This is a genomic window from Cupriavidus phytohabitans (genome assembly GCF_000426345.1).
Classification (GTDB): Bacteria; Pseudomonadota; Gammaproteobacteria; order Burkholderiales; family Burkholderiaceae; genus Cupriavidus.
In genome coordinates this window covers 36385-55594 of the sequence record NZ_AUFE01000024.1, presented here as the reverse complement: position 1 = coordinate 55594, position 19210 = coordinate 36385, and the positions used below count along the sequence as shown (strand labels likewise).

Annotated in this window: 18 protein-coding genes; 12 read left to right on the top strand and 6 right to left on the bottom strand. The window is 68.5% G+C overall.

From position 1 onward, the window contains the following. Nucleotides 1-50 precede the first annotated feature (50 nt). The 5 genes from gatB to gatC form a co-directional block, all read right to left on the bottom strand. Nucleotides 51-1508 (bottom strand): Asp-tRNA(Asn)/Glu-tRNA(Gln) amidotransferase subunit GatB, encoded by a 1458-nt coding sequence (gene gatB, locus K309_RS0118425; RefSeq protein ID WP_029047797.1) that lies wholly within the window; start codon nucleotides 1506-1508, stop codon nucleotides 51-53. A gap of 97 nt (nucleotides 1509-1605) precedes the next feature. Next, a complete protein-coding gene (locus tag K309_RS0118420; RefSeq protein WP_029047796.1) occupies nucleotides 1606-2724 on the bottom strand; it encodes a dienelactone hydrolase family protein in 1119 nt (372 codons plus the stop codon). A 23-nt stretch (nucleotides 2725-2747) separates the two neighbouring features. Next, nucleotides 2748-3206 (bottom strand): hypothetical protein, encoded by a 459-nt coding sequence (locus K309_RS0118415; protein ID WP_029047795.1) that lies wholly within the window; start codon nucleotides 3204-3206, stop codon nucleotides 2748-2750. A gap of 2 nt (nucleotides 3207-3208) precedes the next feature. Further along, entirely contained in the window at nucleotides 3209-4714 is a 1506-nt protein-coding gene (gene gatA / locus K309_RS0118410) for an Asp-tRNA(Asn)/Glu-tRNA(Gln) amidotransferase subunit GatA (protein WP_029047794.1), read from the bottom strand. A 103-nt stretch (nucleotides 4715-4817) separates the two neighbouring features. Continuing rightward, nucleotides 4818-5117, bottom strand: a complete 300-nt coding sequence (gene gatC / locus K309_RS0118405) for an Asp-tRNA(Asn)/Glu-tRNA(Gln) amidotransferase subunit GatC (protein WP_029047793.1) — start codon at nucleotides 5115-5117, stop codon at nucleotides 4818-4820. Nucleotides 5118-5742: 625 nt separating this feature from the next. Here gatC and K309_RS0118400 point away from each other — a divergent pair. From K309_RS0118400 to K309_RS0118365, 7 genes are all read left to right on the top strand, one after another. Next, the gene (locus K309_RS0118400; protein WP_008648066.1) at nucleotides 5743-6786 is read left to right on the top strand and encodes a rod shape-determining protein; all 1044 of its coding nucleotides are present in this window, start codon (nucleotides 5743-5745) and stop codon (nucleotides 6784-6786) included. A 196-nt stretch (nucleotides 6787-6982) separates the two neighbouring features. Further along, on the top strand, nucleotides 6983-7942 hold the full coding sequence (mreC, locus tag K309_RS0118390; RefSeq protein WP_029047792.1) for a rod shape-determining protein MreC: 960 nt from the start codon (nucleotides 6983-6985) through the stop codon (nucleotides 7940-7942). Continuing rightward, complete coding sequence (mreD, locus tag K309_RS0118385) at nucleotides 7939-8451, top strand: rod shape-determining protein MreD (RefSeq protein ID WP_029047791.1); 513 nt, start codon at nucleotides 7939-7941, stop codon at nucleotides 8449-8451. The genes mreC and mreD overlap by 4 nt, the downstream gene beginning before the upstream one ends. 47 nt (nucleotides 8452-8498) lie before the next feature. After that, on the top strand, nucleotides 8499-10787 hold the full coding sequence (mrdA, locus tag K309_RS0118380; protein ID WP_029047790.1) for a penicillin-binding protein 2: 2289 nt from the start codon (nucleotides 8499-8501) through the stop codon (nucleotides 10785-10787). Between the two features lie 11 nt (nucleotides 10788-10798). Then, entirely contained in the window at nucleotides 10799-11941 is a 1143-nt protein-coding gene (rodA, locus tag K309_RS0118375) for a rod shape-determining protein RodA (RefSeq protein ID WP_029047789.1), read from the top strand. Nucleotides 11942-12019: 78 nt separating this feature from the next. Beyond that, complete coding sequence (locus tag K309_RS0118370; RefSeq protein WP_029047788.1) at nucleotides 12020-12700, top strand: DUF484 family protein; 681 nt, start codon at nucleotides 12020-12022, stop codon at nucleotides 12698-12700. A gap of 10 nt (nucleotides 12701-12710) precedes the next feature. Continuing rightward, on the top strand, nucleotides 12711-13823 hold the full coding sequence (locus K309_RS0118365) for a tyrosine recombinase XerC (protein WP_035877831.1): 1113 nt from the start codon (nucleotides 12711-12713) through the stop codon (nucleotides 13821-13823). A 1-nt stretch (nucleotide 13824) separates the two neighbouring features. Here the strand turns inward: K309_RS0118365 and K309_RS0118360 are convergent, their stop codons facing one another. Beyond that, nucleotides 13825-14781, bottom strand: coding sequence for a transcriptional regulator GcvA (locus K309_RS0118360; protein WP_029047786.1), 957 nt, complete (start codon nucleotides 14779-14781; stop codon nucleotides 13825-13827). A 249-nt stretch (nucleotides 14782-15030) separates the two neighbouring features. On the opposite strand from K309_RS0118360, the gene K309_RS0118355 reads away from it, so the two are divergent. The 5 genes from K309_RS0118355 (at nucleotide 15031) to K309_RS0118335 (ending at nucleotide 19152) form a co-directional block, all read left to right on the top strand. Next, a complete protein-coding gene (locus tag K309_RS0118355; RefSeq protein WP_029047785.1) occupies nucleotides 15031-15399 on the top strand; it encodes a DUF2917 domain-containing protein in 369 nt (122 codons plus the stop codon). A gap of 164 nt (nucleotides 15400-15563) precedes the next feature. After that, on the top strand, nucleotides 15564-16301 hold the full coding sequence (lipB, locus tag K309_RS0118350) for a lipoyl(octanoyl) transferase LipB (RefSeq protein WP_029047784.1): 738 nt from the start codon (nucleotides 15564-15566) through the stop codon (nucleotides 16299-16301). A 40-nt stretch (nucleotides 16302-16341) separates the two neighbouring features. Then, entirely contained in the window at nucleotides 16342-17346 is a 1005-nt protein-coding gene (gene lipA, locus K309_RS0118345; protein ID WP_029047783.1) for a lipoyl synthase, read from the top strand. 139 nt (nucleotides 17347-17485) lie between these two features. Beyond that, a complete protein-coding gene (gene pxpB / locus K309_RS0118340; protein ID WP_029047782.1) occupies nucleotides 17486-18136 on the top strand; it encodes a 5-oxoprolinase subunit PxpB in 651 nt (216 codons plus the stop codon). After that, the gene (locus tag K309_RS0118335) at nucleotides 18133-19152 is read left to right on the top strand and encodes a 5-oxoprolinase subunit C family protein (RefSeq protein ID WP_029047781.1); all 1020 of its coding nucleotides are present in this window, start codon (nucleotides 18133-18135) and stop codon (nucleotides 19150-19152) included. The genes pxpB and K309_RS0118335 overlap by 4 nt, the downstream gene beginning before the upstream one ends. Nucleotides 19153-19210 lie beyond the last annotated feature (58 nt).

Genomic DNA, 19210 nt, shown 5'->3' with positions numbered 1-19210 from the left:
CTCTCCCGCAAGCGGGAGAGGGAGCAAACAATCGGGTTAGGTGCGGCCTCTCAGCCCAGTTTCTTCCTCAGCAGCTCGTTCACCTGCGCCGGATTCGCCTTGCCCTTGGTCGCCTTCATCGCCTGGCCGACCAGCGCGTTGAACGCCTTTTCCTTGCCCGAGCGGAATTCCTCCACCGACTTGGCATTGGCCGCCAGCACGTCGTCGATGATCTTTTCCAGCTCGCCGCTGTCCGACATCTGCTTCAGGCCCTTGGCGGCGATGATGGCGTCGGCATCGCCGTCGTGCTCGCCCGCCCACATGGCCGGGAACACGTCCTTCTTGGCGGTGTTGTTCGATACCGTGCCGTCCGCGATGCGCGCCAGCAGCCTGGCCAGCTGCGCCGGCTTGACCGGTGCGTCGTCGATGGCGATGCCTTCGCGGTTCAGCTGCGACGCCACGTCGCCCATCAGCCAGTTGGCGGCGGGCTTGGCGTTGGCGGTGCCGGCATCGGCAACCACGGCCTCGTAGTAGGCGGCAAATGCCTTGGTCGAGGTCAGCGTGGTCGCGTCATACGCTGACAGGCCGTATTGCGACACGAAGCGCGCCTGCATCGCGGCCGGCAGCTCGGGCAGGGCATCGCGCACGCGCTCGATCCAGGCCGGTTCGATCTCCAGCGGCATCAGGTCCGGATCCGGGAAGTAGCGGTAGTCGTGCGCGTCTTCCTTGGTGCGCATCGCGCGGGTTTCGCCGGTGTCCGGATCGAACAGCACGGTGGCCTGCTGGATCTTGCGGCCGTCCTCGATCTCGGCGATCTGCCACTGCACTTCGTATTCGATGGCCTGCTGCAGGAAGCGGAACGAGTTCAGGTTCTTGATCTCGCGGCGGGTGCCGAATTCCTTCTGCCCGTACGGGCGCACCGATACGTTGGCGTCGCAGCGGAAGCTGCCTTCCTGCATGTTGCCGTCGCAGATGCCCAGCCACACTACCAGCGAATGCAGCGCCTTGGCGTAGGCCACCGCTTCGGCGGCGCTGCGCATGTCGGGCTCGGTGACGATCTCGAGCAGCGGCGTGCCGGCGCGGTTGAGGTCGATCCCGGTCATGCCGGCAAAGTCCTCGTGCAGCGACTTGCCCGCGTCTTCTTCCAGGTGCGCGCGCGTCAGGTTGACGGTCTTTTCGTAGAATTCGCCCTTCTTGCCTTCGACCTGGATGGTGATGGTGCCGCCCTGGACCACCGGGATCTCGTACTGGCTGATCTGGTAGCCCTTGGGCAGGTCAGGGTAGAAGTAATTCTTGCGCGCGAAGACGCTGCGCGGCGCGATGGTGGCGCCGATTGCCAGGCCGAACTGGATCGCGCGCTCGACCGCGCCCTTGTTGAGCACCGGCAGCACGCCGGGCAGCGCCAGGTCCACCGGCGAGGCTTGCGTGTTGGCCTCGGCCCCGAAGGCGGTCGAGGTGCCGGAGAAAATCTTGGAGGCCGTCGAAAGCTGCGCGTGCGTTTCGAGGCCGATCACCACTTCCCATTGCATGGCGGTATTCCTGTTCGGTTCTTTCGTTCTGTCTGTTGCGGCGGGGCGGCGGGCCGCCCCGGGTTCGGTCTGTCTGGCGTCTGTCCGGCTGTGGCCCTCAGGGCTCGGGGCTGGCAAGCCAGGAATCGAGTTGCGCAAGCGCCGCGGCGCGCGCGACCGCGTCGCCGCCGACGGTAACCGCGCGCGCCTTGCGTACGCCGCCGGCGCTGTTGCTGCTCGCGGGCACGTCGCGGCGGACGTGCAGCTCGCTGGTGCCGTCAAAGCCGTGATGGGCGCCGGGGTAGATCTCCAGCCGGAAGCGCGCGTTGGGCTGGCGCGCCAGCACGGCGGACTGCAGCATGGCGCAGCGCGTGGCGGGCGTCCAGTCGTCGGCGCCGCCGATCATCAGCAGCACGGGCGCGCGCAGCCGGTAATCGTGCTGGCGCACCGCGCGCTTGCAGCCGGGGTAGAACGCGACGGCGCGCTCCACTTGCGGCGTGCCCGTCGGCCACGGACGGCTGGCGTCGACGGTGGCCAGCACCGCCTGCGCGCCGTTGGACCAGCCCAGCAGCACGATGCGCGCGGGGTCGACGCCCGGCTGGGTGCCCAGCCAGCGCAATGCTGCCAGCGCATCGGCGCGGCGCGTGCGGTCGTCGATGCCGCGGTTGTCGATCGGCTCGGTGCAGGTGCCGTGAGGCTTGCCACGGGCGCTGAAGCTGTCCGGCATCAGCACCGCGTAGCCGCGCGCGGTCAGCCACTGGGCGTATTCGCGGTAGCGTTGCTGCAGCAGCGCCGACGCGTCGGCGCCGTAATCTGCGGCCACGGTGGTCATGGGCTCGTGCGGGGACAGCAGGCCGCCGCAGCCATGCAGCGCTACCACCACCGGCAGCGCACGTGGCGAGGCGCCTTCGCGCGGCACGAACCAGTAGGCGGTCAGCGCCGGCGTGGCCGCGTCGCCGCGCAGCAGCACGCGTTGCGCGGGCACAGGAGCTGAGCTGGGGGCCGCCGTTGCCGGCGCGGCTCCCTGGCGCGTCACCGTGCCGGGCGCCAGCGCGCCGGCCGGCGACAGCAGCGGCGGCTGCACCAGCGCCGGCGCCGGCAGGTCGGGTGTATGCGCCGCGGCGCCGCCCGACCATGCAACCAGGCCGAACGCCAGCACCGCTGCCGCAGTGCGGCGCGCGGCGCGGACGGCGCTTGCGGTGTCGGGTCGGGGCCGGAAGGCGGGTGTGCGCGGCATGGCGGTGGCGATATCAGCGGGTATCAGCGCGTGGCGGCGCAGCCGCCGCTGCCGGGCTCGAACATCACGGGCCAGGCCTGTTCGTAGATGCCGGCCGTGCAGCGCTGCTGGCAGTTGGCATGCGCCAGCGTGACGCGGCGCGGGTCCTGCCAGACCATCAGCTTGCAGCCGCTGCCGTCGTTGGCGCGCAGCTCGATATGCGGCCTCTTCTGGACCTGGCGGAAGTCGGCCAGGTTGAAGGTGCACGAGCCGCGCCGGCCCACCCACAGTTTCCACGAGAGCTGCTGCACGGTGTTGTCGGAAACGCGCAACTGGGCATCCTCGCGGAAGCCGTCTTCCTCGGTGCGGCGGCAGTCGCCGGCCAGGTCGATGTCGCGGCTGGCGATGGGCGTGGGCTTGCCGATGATCGGCAGCTGGATGCAGCCCGCCACCAGCGTGGCGAATACCAGGGCGGCGAGCAGCCGGAGGAAGGTCGGGGTCATGGTCAGGCCTTGGCGGGGCGGCGCAGGTGCCAGTCGGTCGCCTGCTGGAACGCATGCGCGGTCTGCAGCAGGCGCGCTTCGTCGAAGTAGTTGCCGATCAGTTGCAGGCCGACCGGCATGTTGCCATCGCCGAAGCCGCACGGCACGCTCATGCCGGGCAGGCCGGCCAGGCTGGTCGACAGCGTGAAGATATCGGCCAGGTACATCTGCACCGGGTCCGAGGACTTCTCGCCCAGCTTCCAGGCCACCGTCGGCGCCACCGGACCCATGATCACGTCACACTGGGCGAAGGCGCGCTGGAAGTCGTCGGCGATGATGCGGCGGATCTTCTGCGCCTGCAGGTAGTAGGCGTCGTAGTAGCCATGCGACAGCACGTACGTGCCGACCATGATGCGGCGCTTGACCTCGGCGCCGAAGCCTTCGGCACGGGTCTTCTTGTACATGTCGAGCAGGTCGCGGTACTCGGCGGCGCGGTGGCCGTAGCGCACGCCGTCGAAGCGCGACAGGTTCGACGAAGCCTCCGCCGGCGCGATCACGTAGTACACCGGGATCGACAGCTCGGTCTTGGGCAGCGTCACCTCGACCAGCGTGGCGCCCAGCTTTTCATACTCGGCCAGCGCGGCGCGCACGGCCTGCTCGACGTCTGCCGACAGGCCCTTGCCGAAGTACTCCTTCGGCAGGCCGATGCGCAGGCCCGCCAGCGGGCGCTCGGCGCTGGCGCCGGCGCGCGGCTGGCCCAGCAGGCGGGTGTAGTCCTCCTCCACGCCGCCTTGCTCCGGCGGGATGCTGGTCGAGTCCTTCGGGTCGAAGCCGGCCATGGCGTTGAGCAGCAGCGCGCAGTCCTCGGCCGAGTGCGCCATCGGGCCGCCCTGGTCCAGCGACGAGGCGAACGCGATCATGCCGTAGCGCGACACGCGGCCGTAGGTCGGCTTGATGCCGGTGATGCCCGAGAACGACGCCGGCTGGCGGATCGAGCCGCCGGTGTCGGTGCCGGTGGCGGCGGGCGCCAGGCCCGCGGCGACGGCCGCGGCCGAGCCGCCCGACGAACCGCCGGGCACGCGGCTGGTGTCCCAGGGATTGCGCACCGGCCCGAAATGCGAGTTCTCGTTGGACGAGCCCATCGCGAATTCGTCCATGTTGGTCTTGCCCAGCGTGACCATGCCGGCGGCGGCCATGCGCTCGACCACGGTGGCGTCAAACGGGCTTTCGTAGCTGTCCAGCATCTTCGAGCCGGCGGTGGCGCGCCAGCCGCGGGTGACGAACACGTCCTTGTGCGCGACCGGCACGCCGGTCAGCGGCGCGGCTTCGCCGCGCGCGCGGCGCTCGTCGGCGGCGCGCGCCTGCGCCAGGGTGCGCTCGGGGTCGACGTGGATAAAGGCGTTGAGCGCGGCGGCCTGCTCGATGCGGGACAGGTACTCGCGCGCGAGTTCCTCGGCGGAGACGGTGCGCGCGGCCAGGGCGTCGGCGAGCTGGCGCAGGGAGGTCACGGAATCAGCGGAAAAGGGCATGACAGTCGGGTTGGCATTCGGGGTGGCGTACTGGCTGGGGCGGCCGGGGCGGCAAGGTTCTGCGAGATTCGCCAGGTTCGGCAAGGCGCGCGGCCGGCGCAGGTCACTCGATGACCTTGGGCACCAGGTACAGCCCGTTCTCGGTGGCCGGGGCGGGACGCTGGTAATCGTCGCGGCGGTCGTTCTCGGTGACCGCGTCGTCGCGCAGGCGCTGCACCATGTCGCGTACGGCCGACAGCGGGTGCGCCAGCGGTTCGATGCCGGTGGTGTCGACCGCCTGCATCTGCTCGACCAGCGAGAAAAAGTTGTTCAGCTGCGCAAGCGTCTGTTCGGCCTCGGCATCGCTGGTTTCGATGCGGGCCAGGTGGGCGATGCGCTTGACGTCGGATAGGTCGAGGGCCATGGCGTGGTGGTTCGGATGCTCGGATGCGGAAGGTGCCGGCAGCGGCCGGCGGCCGGCCGTGCGGCGGTGACGTCGCGCGGTCGGACAAGGCGTCTCCGGAGCGCTGCAACGGCGCAACGGAGTCGTCGGAATTACAGGGTTTTTCAGGCCGTAAACGCCCGAAGCAGCAGGAATTATAAGGTATCATTGCGTGCTCCCGACCTTTGGCAACGCCTTCGTCACTTTGCCGCAGGCCGCTCCCCGGCTGGCCCGCCGTGCCTGGCGGCCGAAGGTGCCCGAAGGGCGAACCTGGGTCCTCTGATTAGGCCTTTGCCACCGGCCACGACAGCCCGAATTCAACGGGTCCTGACGCGCCGGTGCCTGCACATTTTCGTGCGCATTGTCGCGAACTTTTTCGCGAGGCCTAATCAAAGGTTCCCGTAGGGCTGGCCCGCGCGGCATGCCGGCGGCGGCGCCGACCCCGACTCCAATCCAGCACCCCGGCCGGGCACCCCGCGCCGGAGCGTGGGCGGGCCGGGAAGCCGAGAACCGTTCCGTATTCAACACCCAAGTACTTCGTGGCCGGGCCGCCCGCGGCGCCGGCCGCTTCGCCTACCCGCGAACACCATCACAGACAGGATTCCTGATGTTCGGATTTCTCCGCAGCTACTTCTCCAACGACCTGGCGATCGACCTCGGCACCGCCAACACGCTGATCTACATGCGCGACAAGGGCATCGTGCTGGACGAGCCCTCGGTCGTCGCGATCCGCCAGGAAGGCGGTCCCAACGCCAAGAAGACGATCACGGCGGTGGGCAAGGAAGCCAAGCAGATGCTGGGCAAGGTGCCGGGCAACATCGAAGCGATCCGTCCGATGAAGGACGGCGTGATCGCCGACTTCACCGTCACCGAGCAGATGCTCAAGCAATTCATCAAGATGGTGCACGACAGCAAACTGCTGCGCCCGAGCCCGCGGATCATCATCTGCGTGCCGTGCGGCTCGACCCAGGTCGAGCGTCGCGCCATCCGTGAATCGGCCCTGGGCGCCGGTGCCAGCCAGGTGTACCTGATCGAGGAGCCGATGTCGGCCGCGATCGGCGCCGGCCTGCCGGTGTCGGAGCCGTCGGGCTCGATGGTGGTGGACATCGGCGGCGGCACCACCGAGGTGGGCATCATCTCGCTGGGCGGCATGGTCTACAAGGGTTCGGTGCGCGTCGGCGGCGACAAGTTCGACGAGGCCATCGTCAACTACATCCGCCGCAACTACGGCATGCTGATCGGCGAGCAGACCGCCGAAGCGATCAAGAAGGAAATCGGCTCGGCCTTCCCGGGCTCCGAAGTCCGCGAGATGGAAGTCAAGGGCCGCAACCTGTCCGAGGGCATCCCGCGCGCCTTTACCGTTTCGTCCAATGAAATCCTGGAAGCCCTGACCGATCCGCTGAACCAGATCGTGTCGGCGGTGAAGATCGCGCTGGAACAGACCCCGCCGGAACTGGGCGCCGACATCGCCGAGCGCGGCATGATGCTGACCGGCGGCGGCGCGCTGCTGCGCGACCTGGATCGCCTGCTGGCCGAGGAAACCGGCCTGCCGGTGCTGGTCGCCGAAGACCCGCTGACCTGCGTGGTGCGCGGCTCCGGCATGGCGCTGGAGCGCATGGACAAGCTGGGCAGCATCTTCTCCTACGAGTAAGCACCAGGAACTGCACGTGGCGATGCGCGGGCTGCCGGATCGTTGGATCAGGGCGGTGTCGCGGCGCCGCATCGGCCGGGGGATCGCCCCGGCAACGCCCGCCGCCCTGCGGCGCCGTGCCCCCGCCGGGCGCGGCACCGCGGGCGGCGCGGTGTTTGCGGCATTCGCATGCGTGCACCGGCCTGCGTTCGGGTAAATGGATTACTCTCCTCCGCCGCTCTTCAAGCAAGGCTCCTCCGCTGTCGCCAGGCTGGTGCTCTACGTGGGCATCGCGCTGGCGCTGCTGGTGGTCGACGCCCGTTTCAATGCGCTCAGCGTGGGCCGGCAGGTGGCCGCCACCGTGCTGATGCCGGTCGAGCGCCTGGTGCTGGTGCCGCGCGACGCGCTGCGCACCGCGTTCGACTACGCGCAGTCGTCGGCGATACTCGCCTCCGAGAACCGCGAGCTGCGCCAGATCGCGGTGCAGCAGGCCGAGGCCTCGGTGCGCCAGGCACAGCTGGAGGCCGAGAACAACCAGCTGCGCAAGCTGCTGGGGCTGGCCCGGCAATCGGCCACGCCGGTGACGGCGGCCGAGATTCTCTATGACGCACGCGACCCCTACAGCCAGCGCATCGTGATCGACAAGGGCAGCCAGCAAGGCATGCGCGCCGGCTACCCGGTGATCGACGAGCGCGGCGTGGTGGGCCAGGTCACGCGGGTGTCGCCGTTCCAGTCCGAAGTGACGCTGCTGACCGACAAGGACCAGGCGATTCCCGTGCAGGTGGTGCGCAACGGCCTGCGCAGCGTGGCCTTCGGCGGCGCGCGCGCGGGCCAGCTGGACCTGCGCTTCATGGCCGCCGCCGCCGATCTGCAGCAGGGCGACCTGCTGGTGACATCGGGGCTGGACGGCATCTATCCGCCGGGGCTGCCGGTGGCGAAGATCGTCCAAATCGAGCGCAAGGCCGACACCGCGTTCTCGCGCATCTACTGCGAGCCGGTGGCCGGCGTGCGCGCCCACCGTCAGCTGCTGGTGGTGCGCTATGACTCCGCCATCCCGCCGCGCGAGTCGGTCGAGGCCAAGCCCGAGGCGCCGGTCAAGGGCGCCAAGTCCGCCGCGGCACGCGCGGCCGCGGCCAGCGCCGCGGCGGCCAGGGATGCCAAGGAGGGTCAACGGTGACCAATCCCCAATACCTGCTGCGGCCCGTCAATCCCGCGTTTATCGCGCTCAGCTTCGTGCTGGCATTCCTGTTCAACCTGATGCCGTGGGGCGACACGCTGTGGATCCCCGACATGGTGGCGCTGGTGCTGGTGTTCTGGAACATCCACCAGCCGCGCAAGGTGGGCATGGGCGTGGCCTTTGCGCTGGGCCTGCTGATGGACGTGCACGATGCGCGCCTGCTGGGCGAGCATGCGCTGGCCTATACGCTGCTGGCCTACTTTGCCATCACCATCCACCGCCGCGTGCTGTGGTTCACGGTCTATACCCAGGCGCTGCACGTGCTGCCGCTGCTGTTCATCGCGCACGCGGTGCCGGTGCTGATCCGCCTGGCGATGGGCGCGCCGCTGCCGGGCTGGCCGCTGCTGCTCGCGCCGGCGATCGAGGCGCTGCTGTGGCCGCTGGCGACCAGCCTGCTGCTGGCGCCGCAGCGCCGTTCGAGCGATGTCGACGAGACGCGTCCGATCTGACGCCCGGATTTGACGCCACTCATCCCTAACAGGCCCCGCGCAGTACCATGACCGAAATCCGCAACGTCGAACTGGAAATCGGCCGCTTCCGCATCCGCGTGGCGGCCGCGGCCCTGTTCACGGTGATCTGCTTTGGCCTGCTGTTCTCGCGCTTCCTGTGGCTGCAGTGGTACAAGCATGACCAGTACTCGGCCAAGGCGGAGGATAACCGCATCTCGGTGGCGCCAATCGAGCCCAACCGCGGCATCATCATGGACCGCAACGGCATCGTGCTGGCGCGCAATTATTCGGCGTACACGCTGGAGATCACGCCGTCCAAGCTGACCGATACGCTGGACAACACCATCGAGGGCCTGTCGGGGCTGGTGGAGATCCAGCCGCGCGACCGGCGCCGCTTCAAGCGGCTGATGGAAGAGTCGCGCAGCTTTGAAAGCCTGCCGATCCGCAGCCAGCTGACCGATGCGGAAGTGGCGCGCTTCTCCGCGCAGCGTTTCCGCTTTCCGGGCGTGGACGTGCGCGCGCGGCTGTTCCGCCAGTACCCGCTGGGCGAGTCAGCCTCGCACGTGATCGGCTACCTGGGGCGCATCTCGCAGCGCGACCAGGAGCGGATCGAGGCCATGGACGAGGCCAACGATGCCGACAGCGCCAAATACGATCCGCGCAGGGACGCCGACAACTACAAGGGCACCAACTACATCGGCAAGATCGGCCTGGAGCAGAGCTACGAGACCGAGCTGCATGGCCTGACCGGCTTCGAGGAAGTGGAAGTCAGCGCCGGCGGGCGCCCGATCCGCACGCTTTCGACCTCGCCCGCCACGCCGGGCAACAACCTGATCCTGTCGCTCGATATCCGCCTGCAGCAGCTGGCCGAGGCGCTCTACGGCGACCGCCGCGGCGCGCTGGTGGCGATCGAGCCGACCACCGGCGACATCCTGGCGTTCGTTTCCAAGCCGACCTTCGATCCCAACCTGTTCGTCGAGGGCATCGACACCAATACCTGGAACGAACTCAACGGCTCGCCCGACAAGCCGCTGCTGAACCGCCCGCTGCGTGGCACCTATCCGCCAGGCTCGACCTACAAGCCGTTCATGGCGCTGGCGGCGCTGAGCACCGGCAAGCGCACCGCAAACTGGGGCATGTCGGATCCGGGCTTCTTCACGCTGGGCAACCACACCTTCCGCGACGACAAGCCGGGCGGCCACGGCTGGGTCGACATGCACAGCTCGATCGTGCATTCGTGCGACACCTACTACTACGCGCTGGCGCGCGACATGGGCGTCAACGGCATCCATGACTTCATGAAGCCGCTGGGCTTCGGCCAGATCACCGGCATCGATATCGAGGGCGAAAGCCGCGGCATCCTGCCGTCGACCGACTGGAAGCGCAAGGCCTACCGCAAGCCCGAGCAGCAGAAATGGTATGACGGCGAGACCATCTCGCTGGGCATCGGCCAGGGCTACAACAGCTTCACCATCCTGCAGCTGGCGCAGGCCACCTCGGTGATCGTCAACAACGGCAAGGTGATGAAGCCTCACCTGGTCAAGGCGGTCGAAGACGCGGTCACGCGCAAGCGCACGCTGACGGTGCCCAAGGAAAGCTACACGATCCCGTTCAAGCAGGCCGACATCGACGTGATCAAGCGCGCCATGGTTGCGGTGACGCACTCAGGCACGGCGGCGCGCGTATTCGCCGGCGCCTCGTATGAGTCGGCCGGCAAGACCGGCACGGCGCAGACCTACAGCCTGTCCAAGGGCGAGAAGTACAACCACCACGCGCTGGCCGAGCACAAGCGCGACCACTCGCTGTATACCGCGTTCGCGCCGGCGGGCCAGCCGAAGATCGCGATCGCGCTGATCGTCGAGAACGCCGGCTTCGGCGCCGCGGTGGCCGCGCCGATCGCGCGCAAGCTGATGGACTATTACCTGACCGGCAAGTGGCCGGCCGAACTGGAGGCAATGGCGCCGCCGGCCAGCGAGCGCGTGGCCGGCCGCCCGCCCGTGGATACGCCGAGCGTGTTCACCACCGGCCAGACCGCCAGCATCGCCAGTGCCACGGTGATGTCCTCCGGCGCCGCCGCCAGCGCCGTGGCCGCGGCCTCCGGCGCGCAGCCGGTGACGCCGGAAGCCATCGCCGCCGCGCTGAACGCGGAGGCAATCGCACCAGCCTCGGCCGTCGAGACGCTGGACCAGCGCATGCTGCAGGCCCTTGGCCACAGCAAGCCCGCGCCGCAGCCGGCCTCCGCCCCCGCCGTGCAGCCCGCCAGGGCGCCCGCGCCCAAACCTCGCGTCAAGCCCGTGTCCGCCAAGGCGGCCAGCGGTGCCGACGCCACCCGCTGAAGGAGACGCGCATGGATCGCCGCCGCGTCATGTCCCTGATCAAGACCGCGCTGACCGGTTTTGACAAACCGCTTTCACTGATCGTCTTTCTGCTGTTCGCCACCGGCATCGTCGCGCTGTACTCGGCCGCCATCGACATGCCGGGCCGCGTCGAAGACCAGCTGCGCAACATCCTGCTGTCTTACGTGGTGATGTTCGTGATTGCCTACCTGCCCACGCAGACGCTGATGCGGGTGGCGGTGCCGATCTACACGATCGGCGTGGCGCTGCTGATCGCGGTGGCGATGTTTGGCCTGATCCGCAAGGGCGCGCGCCGCTGGCTCTATGTCGGCATGGTGATCCAGCCGTCGGAGATCATGAAGATCTCGATGCCGCTGATGCTGGCGTGGTACTTCCAGAAGCGCGAGGGCGTGATCAGGTGGTTCGACTTCATTGTCGCGCTGGGGCTGCTGCTGATCCCGGTCGGCCTGATCGCCAAGCAGCCCGACCTGGGCACCGCGCTGCTGGTGATGGCGGCGGGCCTGTACGTGATCTACTTCGCCGGACTGTCGTGGAAGCTGATCCTGCCGCTGATGGGGCTGCTGGTGGTGGCAATTACATTGCTGATCACGTTCCAGAACGACATATGCGCGCCGGGCGTGAACTGGCCGGTGCTGCACGACTACCAGCAGCACCGCGTGTGCACGCTGCTCGACCCGACCAGCGACCCGCTCGGCAAGGGCTTCCACACCATCCAGTCGATCATCGCGATCGGCTCGGGCGGGGTGGAGGGCAAGGGCTTCCTGAAGGGCACGCAGACCCACCTCGAATTCATCCCCGAGAAGCACACCGACTTCATCTTCGCGGTCTACTCCGAGGAGTTCGGCCTGATCGGCAATGCGCTGCTGCTGGTGCTTTACTTGCTGCTGATATTCCGCGGGCTGTTCATCGCCGCCAACGCGCCGACGCTGTTCTCGCGGCTGTTGGCGGGGTCGATCACGCTGATTTTCTTTACCTATGCCTTCGTCAACATGGGCATGGTCAGCGGGATCCTGCCGGTGGTGGGCGTGCCGCTGCCGCTGATGAGCTATGGCGGGACGGCGCTGGTGACGCTGGGGGCGGGCATCGGCATCTTGCTGAGCATTTCGCGGCAGAAACGGTTGATCCAGACGTAGCGCGGGCGGCACGGAAAAAGGGAACCGACGCCCCTTTGCTAAACTGCCACCCAATTTTCCTCTACCGGTCCAAGCCTCATGAACGCCCAAGACGTTGCCGCCTACCTGCAGAGCCATCCCGAATTCTTCGAAGAGCACGCCGAGCTGCTGGCCGCGGTGCAGCTGACCAGCCCGCACAGCCACCGCGCCGTGTCGCTGCAGGAACGCCAGATGGAAATCCTGCGCGAGAAGAACAAGGGCCTGGAGCTGCGCCTGGCCGACCTGGTGCGCCATGGCCACGAGAACGACCGCACCCAGCAGCGCCTGCACGACTGGCAGCTGCGGCTGCTGGCCGAGGCCGATTCGCACGCGCTGCCGTACGCCGTGCAGGACGGCCTGCAGCAGGTGTTCGACGTGCCGGCCGTGGCGCTCAGGCTGTGGAACGTGGCCGAACAGTACGCCCATATGGAAGTCGCGCAGGGCGCCAGCGAGGACCTGCGCCTGTTTGCCGACGGCCTGCGCGCGCCGTACTGCGGCGCCAACGGCGGCTTCGAGGCGGCGGCGCTGCTGGAGCGCGACGATATCGTCTCGCTGGCGATGGTGGCGCTGCGCGTGCCCATGCGCGCGGCCGATGCCGGTGCTGACATGCAGGGCGCCGCGTTCGGCCTGCTGGTGCTGGGATCGCCGGACCCGCGCCGCTTCCATGAAGGCATGGGCACCGCCTACCTGGCGCAGATCGGCGAAGTCGCCGGCGCCGCGCTGAACCGCCTGCGCGACTGAGGCCGATGCCGTGAGCGCACGCCGGCCGCCGCGCCAGCCCGCTCCCGCGCCGGCGCCGGCGGATGACGGCGCGTCTCCGTCGGCCGATGCAACGTCCGATGCGCGGGTCGATCCGCTGGTCGATCCGCTGGTCGCGCGCTATCTCGACTGGCTGCGCGGCAGCCGCAAGCTGGCCGACCATACCCTTGCCAGCTATAGCCGCGACCTGCGCGTGCTGCAGGCGCATGCCGCGCGCTACGCGCCCGGCGTCGCGTTGCTGGCACTGCAGACCCACCATATCCGCAACTTTGCCGCCCGGCTGCATGGCAGCGGGCTGGCCGGCACCAGCATCGCCCGCACGCTGTCGGCGTGGCGCGGCTTCTACCAGTGGGCGGCGCGCCATGGCCATGGCGTCGCGGTCAATCCGGTCGATGGCGTGCGCGCGCCGAGATCCGGCCATGCGCTGCCCAAGGCGCTGTCGGTCGAGCATGCGGTGGCGCTGGTTGCCCACGCCGGCGGCACCGATGCACAGGCCTTGCGCGACCATGCGGTGCATGAACTGTTCTATTCCAGCGGCCTGCGGCTGTCGGAACTGGTGCAGCTGGACCTGCGCTATGCCAGCGTCGACGGCTACCAGTCCAGCGGCTGGCTCGACCTGGCTGGCGCCGAGGTGACGGTGACCGGCAAGGGCGCACGCCGGCGCACGGTGCCGGTCGGCAGCAAGGCCATCGAGGCGCTGCACGCCTGGATCGCCGTGCGCGACACGCTGTTGCGCCCCGGCGCGGCGCCCGAAGACGCGCATGCGCTGTTCCTGGGGCCGCGCGGGCGGCGGCTGTCGATGCGCACGGTGCAGCTGCGGCTCAAGCAGCACGCGCTGGGCGCTGGCGTGCCGGCCGACGTGCATCCGCATATGCTGCGGCATTCGTTCGCCACGCACGTGCTGCAGTCGTCGGGCGACCTGCGCGCGGTGCAGGAGATGCTGGGGCATGCCAGCATCTCGACCACGCAGATCTATACGGCGCTGGATTTCCAGCACCTGGCGCAGGTCTACGATAAGGCGCACCCGCGCGCGGGACGGCGCTCGGCGCCGCCACCGCCGGACGAGGTGGACGCCGCCGACGACGAAGCCGAAGCCGGCGACTAGATCACTCCCACTGCGCCAGCTCCTCGCGGAAGCGCTCGATCTCCGGCATCAGCCAGCTGCGGAAGGCCTGTACCTTGGGCAGGTTCAGCGAGCCCGGCGCACAGACGAAGTACAGCAGCCACGGGCACGGGATGCTGACATCGAACAGCCGCACCACGCGCCCCGCCAGCAGGTCGTTGTAGGCCAGCGACGAGCGGATCAGCGCGATCCCCTGGCCCTCCGACGCGGCCTGCAGCAGCAGCGACGAATCTTCCATCAGCAGGCCCTTGCGCGGCTCGGGCCAGTCCAGCCCGGCGGCCTCGAACCATGGCTTCCACGGATCGCCCTCGCCGCGCAGCAGCGGCAGGCCGGCCATCTCCTCCGGCTTCTGCGGCAGCCGGCCGCCATTGAAGCCGGGGCTGCACATCGGGAAGAAGACGTCGTCGAGCAGCTTTTCCACGTACAGGCCGGGATAGTCGCCGCTGCCCATGCGCAGCGCGATATCGACTTCCTCATGGGCAAAGTTGACCAGCGTGTTCGACGACAGCAGCTCGACATCCAGCTCCGGATGGCGCTCGATAAAGCTTCCGATGCGCGGTGTGAGCCAGCGCGCGGCGAACGAGGGCATGGTGCTGATAGTCAGGCGCTTGTCGCGGTTGCCGGCCTGCAGTACGCGCGTGGCATCGGCGATCTGCAGCAGTGCGTCGCGCACGCGCTCGGCGTAGACGCGGCCCGCCGGGGTCAGCGCCACGCGCTTGCCGTGGCGCTCGAAAAGCGGCAGGCCGAGCTCGTCTTCCAGCGCGCGGATCTGGTGGCTGACCGCGCCGTGGGTGACGAACAACTCCGTCGCCGCGCGCGAAAAACTCTCATGGCGCGCCGCCGCCTCGAACGCGCGCAGGGCGGTCAGTGCCGGCAGGCGCGGCAATTCGCGGTGCCAGCCGCGCGGCAGGTCCTTTTCCCAGGCACTCTTCCAGGCCATGGCTGCCTCCGGTGAAGTCGGGTGTATGTGAGTTTGACTAACAAGAACAAAGAAAATATATCGTTTTGATAGTGTCCGGGCAATCACTAATATTCCTTCACCGGCCCCCGCTGTAGCGATTCACTTAACGGCGAATTCCCTAAGATTTAACTGGCCCGGTCCCCTTGCCGGGCCAGTTTCCGTGGATTCGTTGCCCATAAGCGACAGTGTGGCGCAAGTGCCCCCCGGCCGGCTGAACGGAGAACCTCCATGAAAACCGTGCTCACAACGACCGTGTTCACCCTGAATCCTGGCGAAGTCACCGCCCTGTCGGTACACGCCGCCCAGCGCCTGCATGTCGAGAAAGCCAATGGCATGGACGTATGGCTGACGCGCGAAGGCGATTCGGAGGACTACTGGCTGCGTTGTGGCGGCAGCCTGTTGCTCCGCTCCGGCGACGAGGTGGTGGTCAGCATCGACCCGCGCGCGCAGGAACCGGTACGCCTGGCGCTGATCGCCGAGGCACGCCGTCCGGCGCTGGCGCTGGCCGATGTGCCGCACCTGGTGTACCGCAGCCTGCGCCGGCTGGTTCGAGGCACGGAATGGACGCCTAACCAGGACCAGGCTGCCGCATCCTGAAGCCGACACGGAAGCGGACGGGGTATCGTCCGCGTCACACCGGCGCCGCGCGCACTTGCGCCTGGCCTGGTCGCGTGGCGCGGCCGACGATTTCCCGGCACCGCAAGGCTGACAGTGACAGGGCAGGGCCGGCGCAAGCCGGCCCTTTTCGTTACACTCTCGCCATGCATCCGATTCAGATCATCGAACGCGGCCGCGAGGACTATCAGCCGTGCTTCGACGCGATGCGCGCCTTCACCGCCGCACGCACGCCAGAGACGCCCGACCAGATCTGGCTGGTCGAGCATCCGCCGGTCTACACGCTGGGCCAGGCGGGCGATCCCGCACACCTGCTGTCGCCTGATGACAACATCCCCGTGGTGCAGATCGATCGTGGCGGCCAGATCACTTATCACGGTCCAGGCCAGGTAGTGGCTTACCTGCTGCTCGATTTGCGCCGCCGCCACCTGATGGTGCGCGAGCTGGTCCACGCCATCGAGCAGGCAGTGCTGGACACGCTCGCGGCGTATAATCTCGCAGCCGAACGCAAGCCCGGCGCCCCCGGCATCTACCTGTCCGACGGGCCGCACCAGGGCGCCAAGATTGCCGCGCTCGGCCTCAAGATCCGCAACGGCTGCAGCTACCATGGCGTCAGCCTCAACGTGCAGATGGACCTGTCGCCGTTCCTGCGCATCAACCCCTGCGGCTATGCCGGACTGGAAACGGTCGACATGGCTACCGCGGGCGCCACCTGCCCGGTGGCGGATGCCGATGGCGCGCCGTTGCCCGTGACCGCGGCACGACAACCCGACATCGCACAGCGCCTGGCGGCTGCATTGTGCGAAGTGCTGGCAGCGCACGAATCCCGCGTGCTGGCGGCAGAAGCCGCCGACGTGAATGCCGACCCGGCCCTGGCCTCCTAGTCAAAAGCGAAATGCACGCTGAGCGCGTGCGGAGAAATGTATGAGCGACGCCCTGATCGCCCCGATCGCATCTTCCAGCGAAGCCCCGCAGTCCCCCGCGGAGGCGTACGACCCGACCCGCAAGCAGAAGTCGGCCGACAAGACCGCACGCATCCCCATCAAGATCGTGCCGGCCGAAAAGCTCAAGAAGCCGGACTGGATCCGCGTGAAGGCCGCCACCGGCAATTCGCGTTTCTACGAGATCAAGGACATCCTGCGCGCCAACAACCTGGTGACGGTGTGCGAGGAGGCCAGCTGCCCCAATATCGGCGAATGCTTCGGCAAGGGCACGGCGACCTTCATGATCATGGGCGACAAGTGCACGCGCCGCTGCCCGTTCTGCGACGTCGGCCATGGCCGCCCGGATCCGCTGGACGTAAATGAGCCCGGCAACCTGGCACGCACCATCTCCCAGCTCAAGCTGAACTACGTGGTGATCACCAGCGTCGACCGCGACGACCTGCGCGACGGCGGTGCCCAGCACTATGTCGACTGCATCTCGCAGACGCGCGAGCTGTCGCCCGACACCCGCATCGAAGTGCTGGTGCCCGACTTCCGCGGCCGCCTGGACAAGGCGCTGGACATCCTGCAGGCCTGCCCGCCTGACGTGATGAACCACAACATGGAAACCGTGCCGCGCCTGTACAAGCAGGCCCGACCGGGCGCGGACTACGCGCACTCGCTCAAGCTGCTGCAGGAATTCAAGCGCCGCAACCCCGACGTGCCGACCAAGTCCGGCCTGATGGTCGGCCTGGGCGAGACCGACGAGGAAATCCTGGAAGTCATGCGCGACATGCGCGCGCATGACATCGACATGCTGACCATCGGCCAGTACCTGGCGCCGTCGAACCATCACCTGCCGGTGCTGCGCTACGTGCATCCGGACACGTTCAAGATGTTCGAGGAAGAGGCTTACAAGATGGGCTTCACCCACGCTGCCGTGGGCGCGATGGTGCGCAGCTCGTACCACGCAGACCAGCAGGCGCATCAGGCGGGGTTTGCCTGATTCGCATCGGGTTGAAGAAATGCGTTTTAGAACGGCCGGGATTCACCCCGGCCGTTTTGCTTTGCGCAGGCCTGTTTTCCGCATCGCATTCCCCCGGCTGCCAGCCTACACTGGTAAAAAGTGCGCTACCAGGAATCCCATGAGCCCTTGCACAATCCACCGCCTCGCCGAACAAGCGCTGCTCTACAGCGTGGCGCCCCCCGCATCGCTAGAGGTCCAGAGCCGCATCTGGGCGATGGCAGCCCGGGCGGAAGCATGGCGCGGGGTGGTCGACGTGGTGCCGGGCATGAACAACCTGACGGTGATCTTCGACGGCAGCGCCGATGTCGAAGCGCTGGAGCGCAGCCTGAAGCAGGCCTGGGCCTCGGGCGAGGCGCGCAACACCACCGGCAAGGTGGTGGAGATCCCGGTGCGCTACGGCGGCGGGCATGGGCCGGACCTGGCCGATGTGGCCGCGCATACCGGGCTGTCGCCGCGTGAAGTGGCGCGCCGCCATGCCGCCGGCGAGTACGTGGTCTATTTCCTGGGTTTCCAGCCCGGCTTTGCCTACCTGGGCGGGCTGGTGCCCGAACTGGCCACGCCGCGCAGGCGCGAGCCGCGGCTGGCGGTGCCGGCCGGGTCGGTCGGCATCGGCGGCGAGCAGACCGGCATCTATCCGGCGGTGCTGCCGGGCGGCTGGCAGCTGATCGGCCACACCGATATCGAACTCTTCGTCGCGGATCGCGATCCGCCGTCCCTGTTGGCGCCCGGCGATACGGTGCGTTTTGTCGCCGAGGAAATCATCGCGTGATCGAAATCATCCGACCTGGCGCGCTCGCCTCGGTGCAGGACCTGGGCCGTACCGGCTTTCGCCGTTTCGGCGTGGGCAGTTGCGGGGCGATGGATAGGCTGGCCGTGGCGGTCGGCAACCGGCTGCTGGGCAATGCGCCCGAGTGCGCCGTCATTGAATTCACGCTGGGCCGCGCCGCAGTGCGCTTCCATGCGGACATGCGCGTCGCGCTGGCTGGAGCCGAGTGCGGCGCCACGCTGGACGGCACGCCGGTATGGTCCTGGCATGCCTTCGACGCGCACGCGGGCAAAGTCCTGGTGCTGCCGCCGGCGCGCGGCGGTACGCATGCCTACCTGTGCGTGGCCGGCGGCATCGCCGTCGAGCCGGTGATGGGCTCGCGCAGTACCGACCTGAAAGCCGCCTTTGGCGGGCTCGACGGCCGTGCGCTGCAGGAGGGCGACCGGCTGCCGGTGGGACGCGCTGGGCTGCCGGCCGATGGCGACTGGATCGGCGTCCAGGCGCCCGCGTGGGCCTTGCCGGCCGACGCCGCCGGCAAGGCCACGCCGGTGCGCATGCTGCCGGGGCCGGAGTATGAGGACTTCGAGGCGGAATCGCAGCAGGCGCTGTGGCAGGCCGACTGGGTCGTCACGCCCAACAGCAACCGCATGGGCCTGCGTCTGAATGGCCCTGCGCTGGCGCGCCGCGCCGAGCGCAGCGCCGACCTGCTTTCGCACGGCGTGGTGCCGGGCGTGATGCAGGTGCCGCCGGCGGGGCAGCCGATCGTGCTGATGGCCGATGCGCAGACCACCGGCGGCTATCCCAAGATCGGCGTGGTGATCGGCGCCGACATGTGGCGGCTGGCGCAGGTGCCGCTGGGCGCGGCAGTGCGCTTCGTGCCGGTGACGCTGGCGCAGGCCGCCGCCGCGCAGGCGGAGCTGGACCGCTACCTGCGCCAGATCGACCAGGCGCTGCAATGGCAGGGCGACGGCATGGCCATCGCCGCGCGCCGGCGCACGCTGAGCCGCGCGGCGGCCTGAGCCGGGAGCGCCTGAACCCATCGACAGAAGGCGGTACCGCGGCTTCTCGCCGCACCGC

Coding starts and splice junctions, on each gene's coding strand:
- gatB (WP_029047797.1), bottom strand. CDS start 1,508: ATGCAATGGGAAGTGGTGATCGGCCTCGAAACGCACGCGCAGCTTTCG.
- K309_RS0118420 (WP_029047796.1), bottom strand. CDS start 2,724: ATGCCGCGCACACCCGCCTTCCGGCCCCGACCCGACACCGCAAGCGCC.
- K309_RS0118415 (WP_029047795.1), bottom strand. CDS start 3,206: ATGACCCCGACCTTCCTCCGGCTGCTCGCCGCCCTGGTATTCGCCACG.
- gatA (WP_029047794.1), bottom strand. CDS start 4,714: ATGCCCTTTTCCGCTGATTCCGTGACCTCCCTGCGCCAGCTCGCCGAC.
- gatC (WP_029047793.1), bottom strand. CDS start 5,117: ATGGCCCTCGACCTATCCGACGTCAAGCGCATCGCCCACCTGGCCCGC.
- K309_RS0118400 (WP_008648066.1), top strand. CDS start 5,743: ATGTTCGGATTTCTCCGCAGCTACTTCTCCAACGACCTGGCGATCGAC.
- mreC (WP_029047792.1), top strand. CDS start 6,983: ATGGATTACTCTCCTCCGCCGCTCTTCAAGCAAGGCTCCTCCGCTGTC.
- mrdA (WP_029047790.1), top strand. CDS start 8,499: ATGACCGAAATCCGCAACGTCGAACTGGAAATCGGCCGCTTCCGCATC.
- rodA (WP_029047789.1), top strand. CDS start 10,799: ATGGATCGCCGCCGCGTCATGTCCCTGATCAAGACCGCGCTGACCGGT.
- K309_RS0118370 (WP_029047788.1), top strand. CDS start 12,020: ATGAACGCCCAAGACGTTGCCGCCTACCTGCAGAGCCATCCCGAATTC.
- K309_RS0118360 (WP_029047786.1), bottom strand. CDS start 14,781: ATGGCCTGGAAGAGTGCCTGGGAAAAGGACCTGCCGCGCGGCTGGCAC.
- K309_RS0118355 (WP_029047785.1), top strand. CDS start 15,031: ATGAAAACCGTGCTCACAACGACCGTGTTCACCCTGAATCCTGGCGAA.
- lipB (WP_029047784.1), top strand. CDS start 15,564: ATGCATCCGATTCAGATCATCGAACGCGGCCGCGAGGACTATCAGCCG.
- lipA (WP_029047783.1), top strand. CDS start 16,342: ATGAGCGACGCCCTGATCGCCCCGATCGCATCTTCCAGCGAAGCCCCG.
- pxpB (WP_029047782.1), top strand. CDS start 17,486: ATGAGCCCTTGCACAATCCACCGCCTCGCCGAACAAGCGCTGCTCTAC.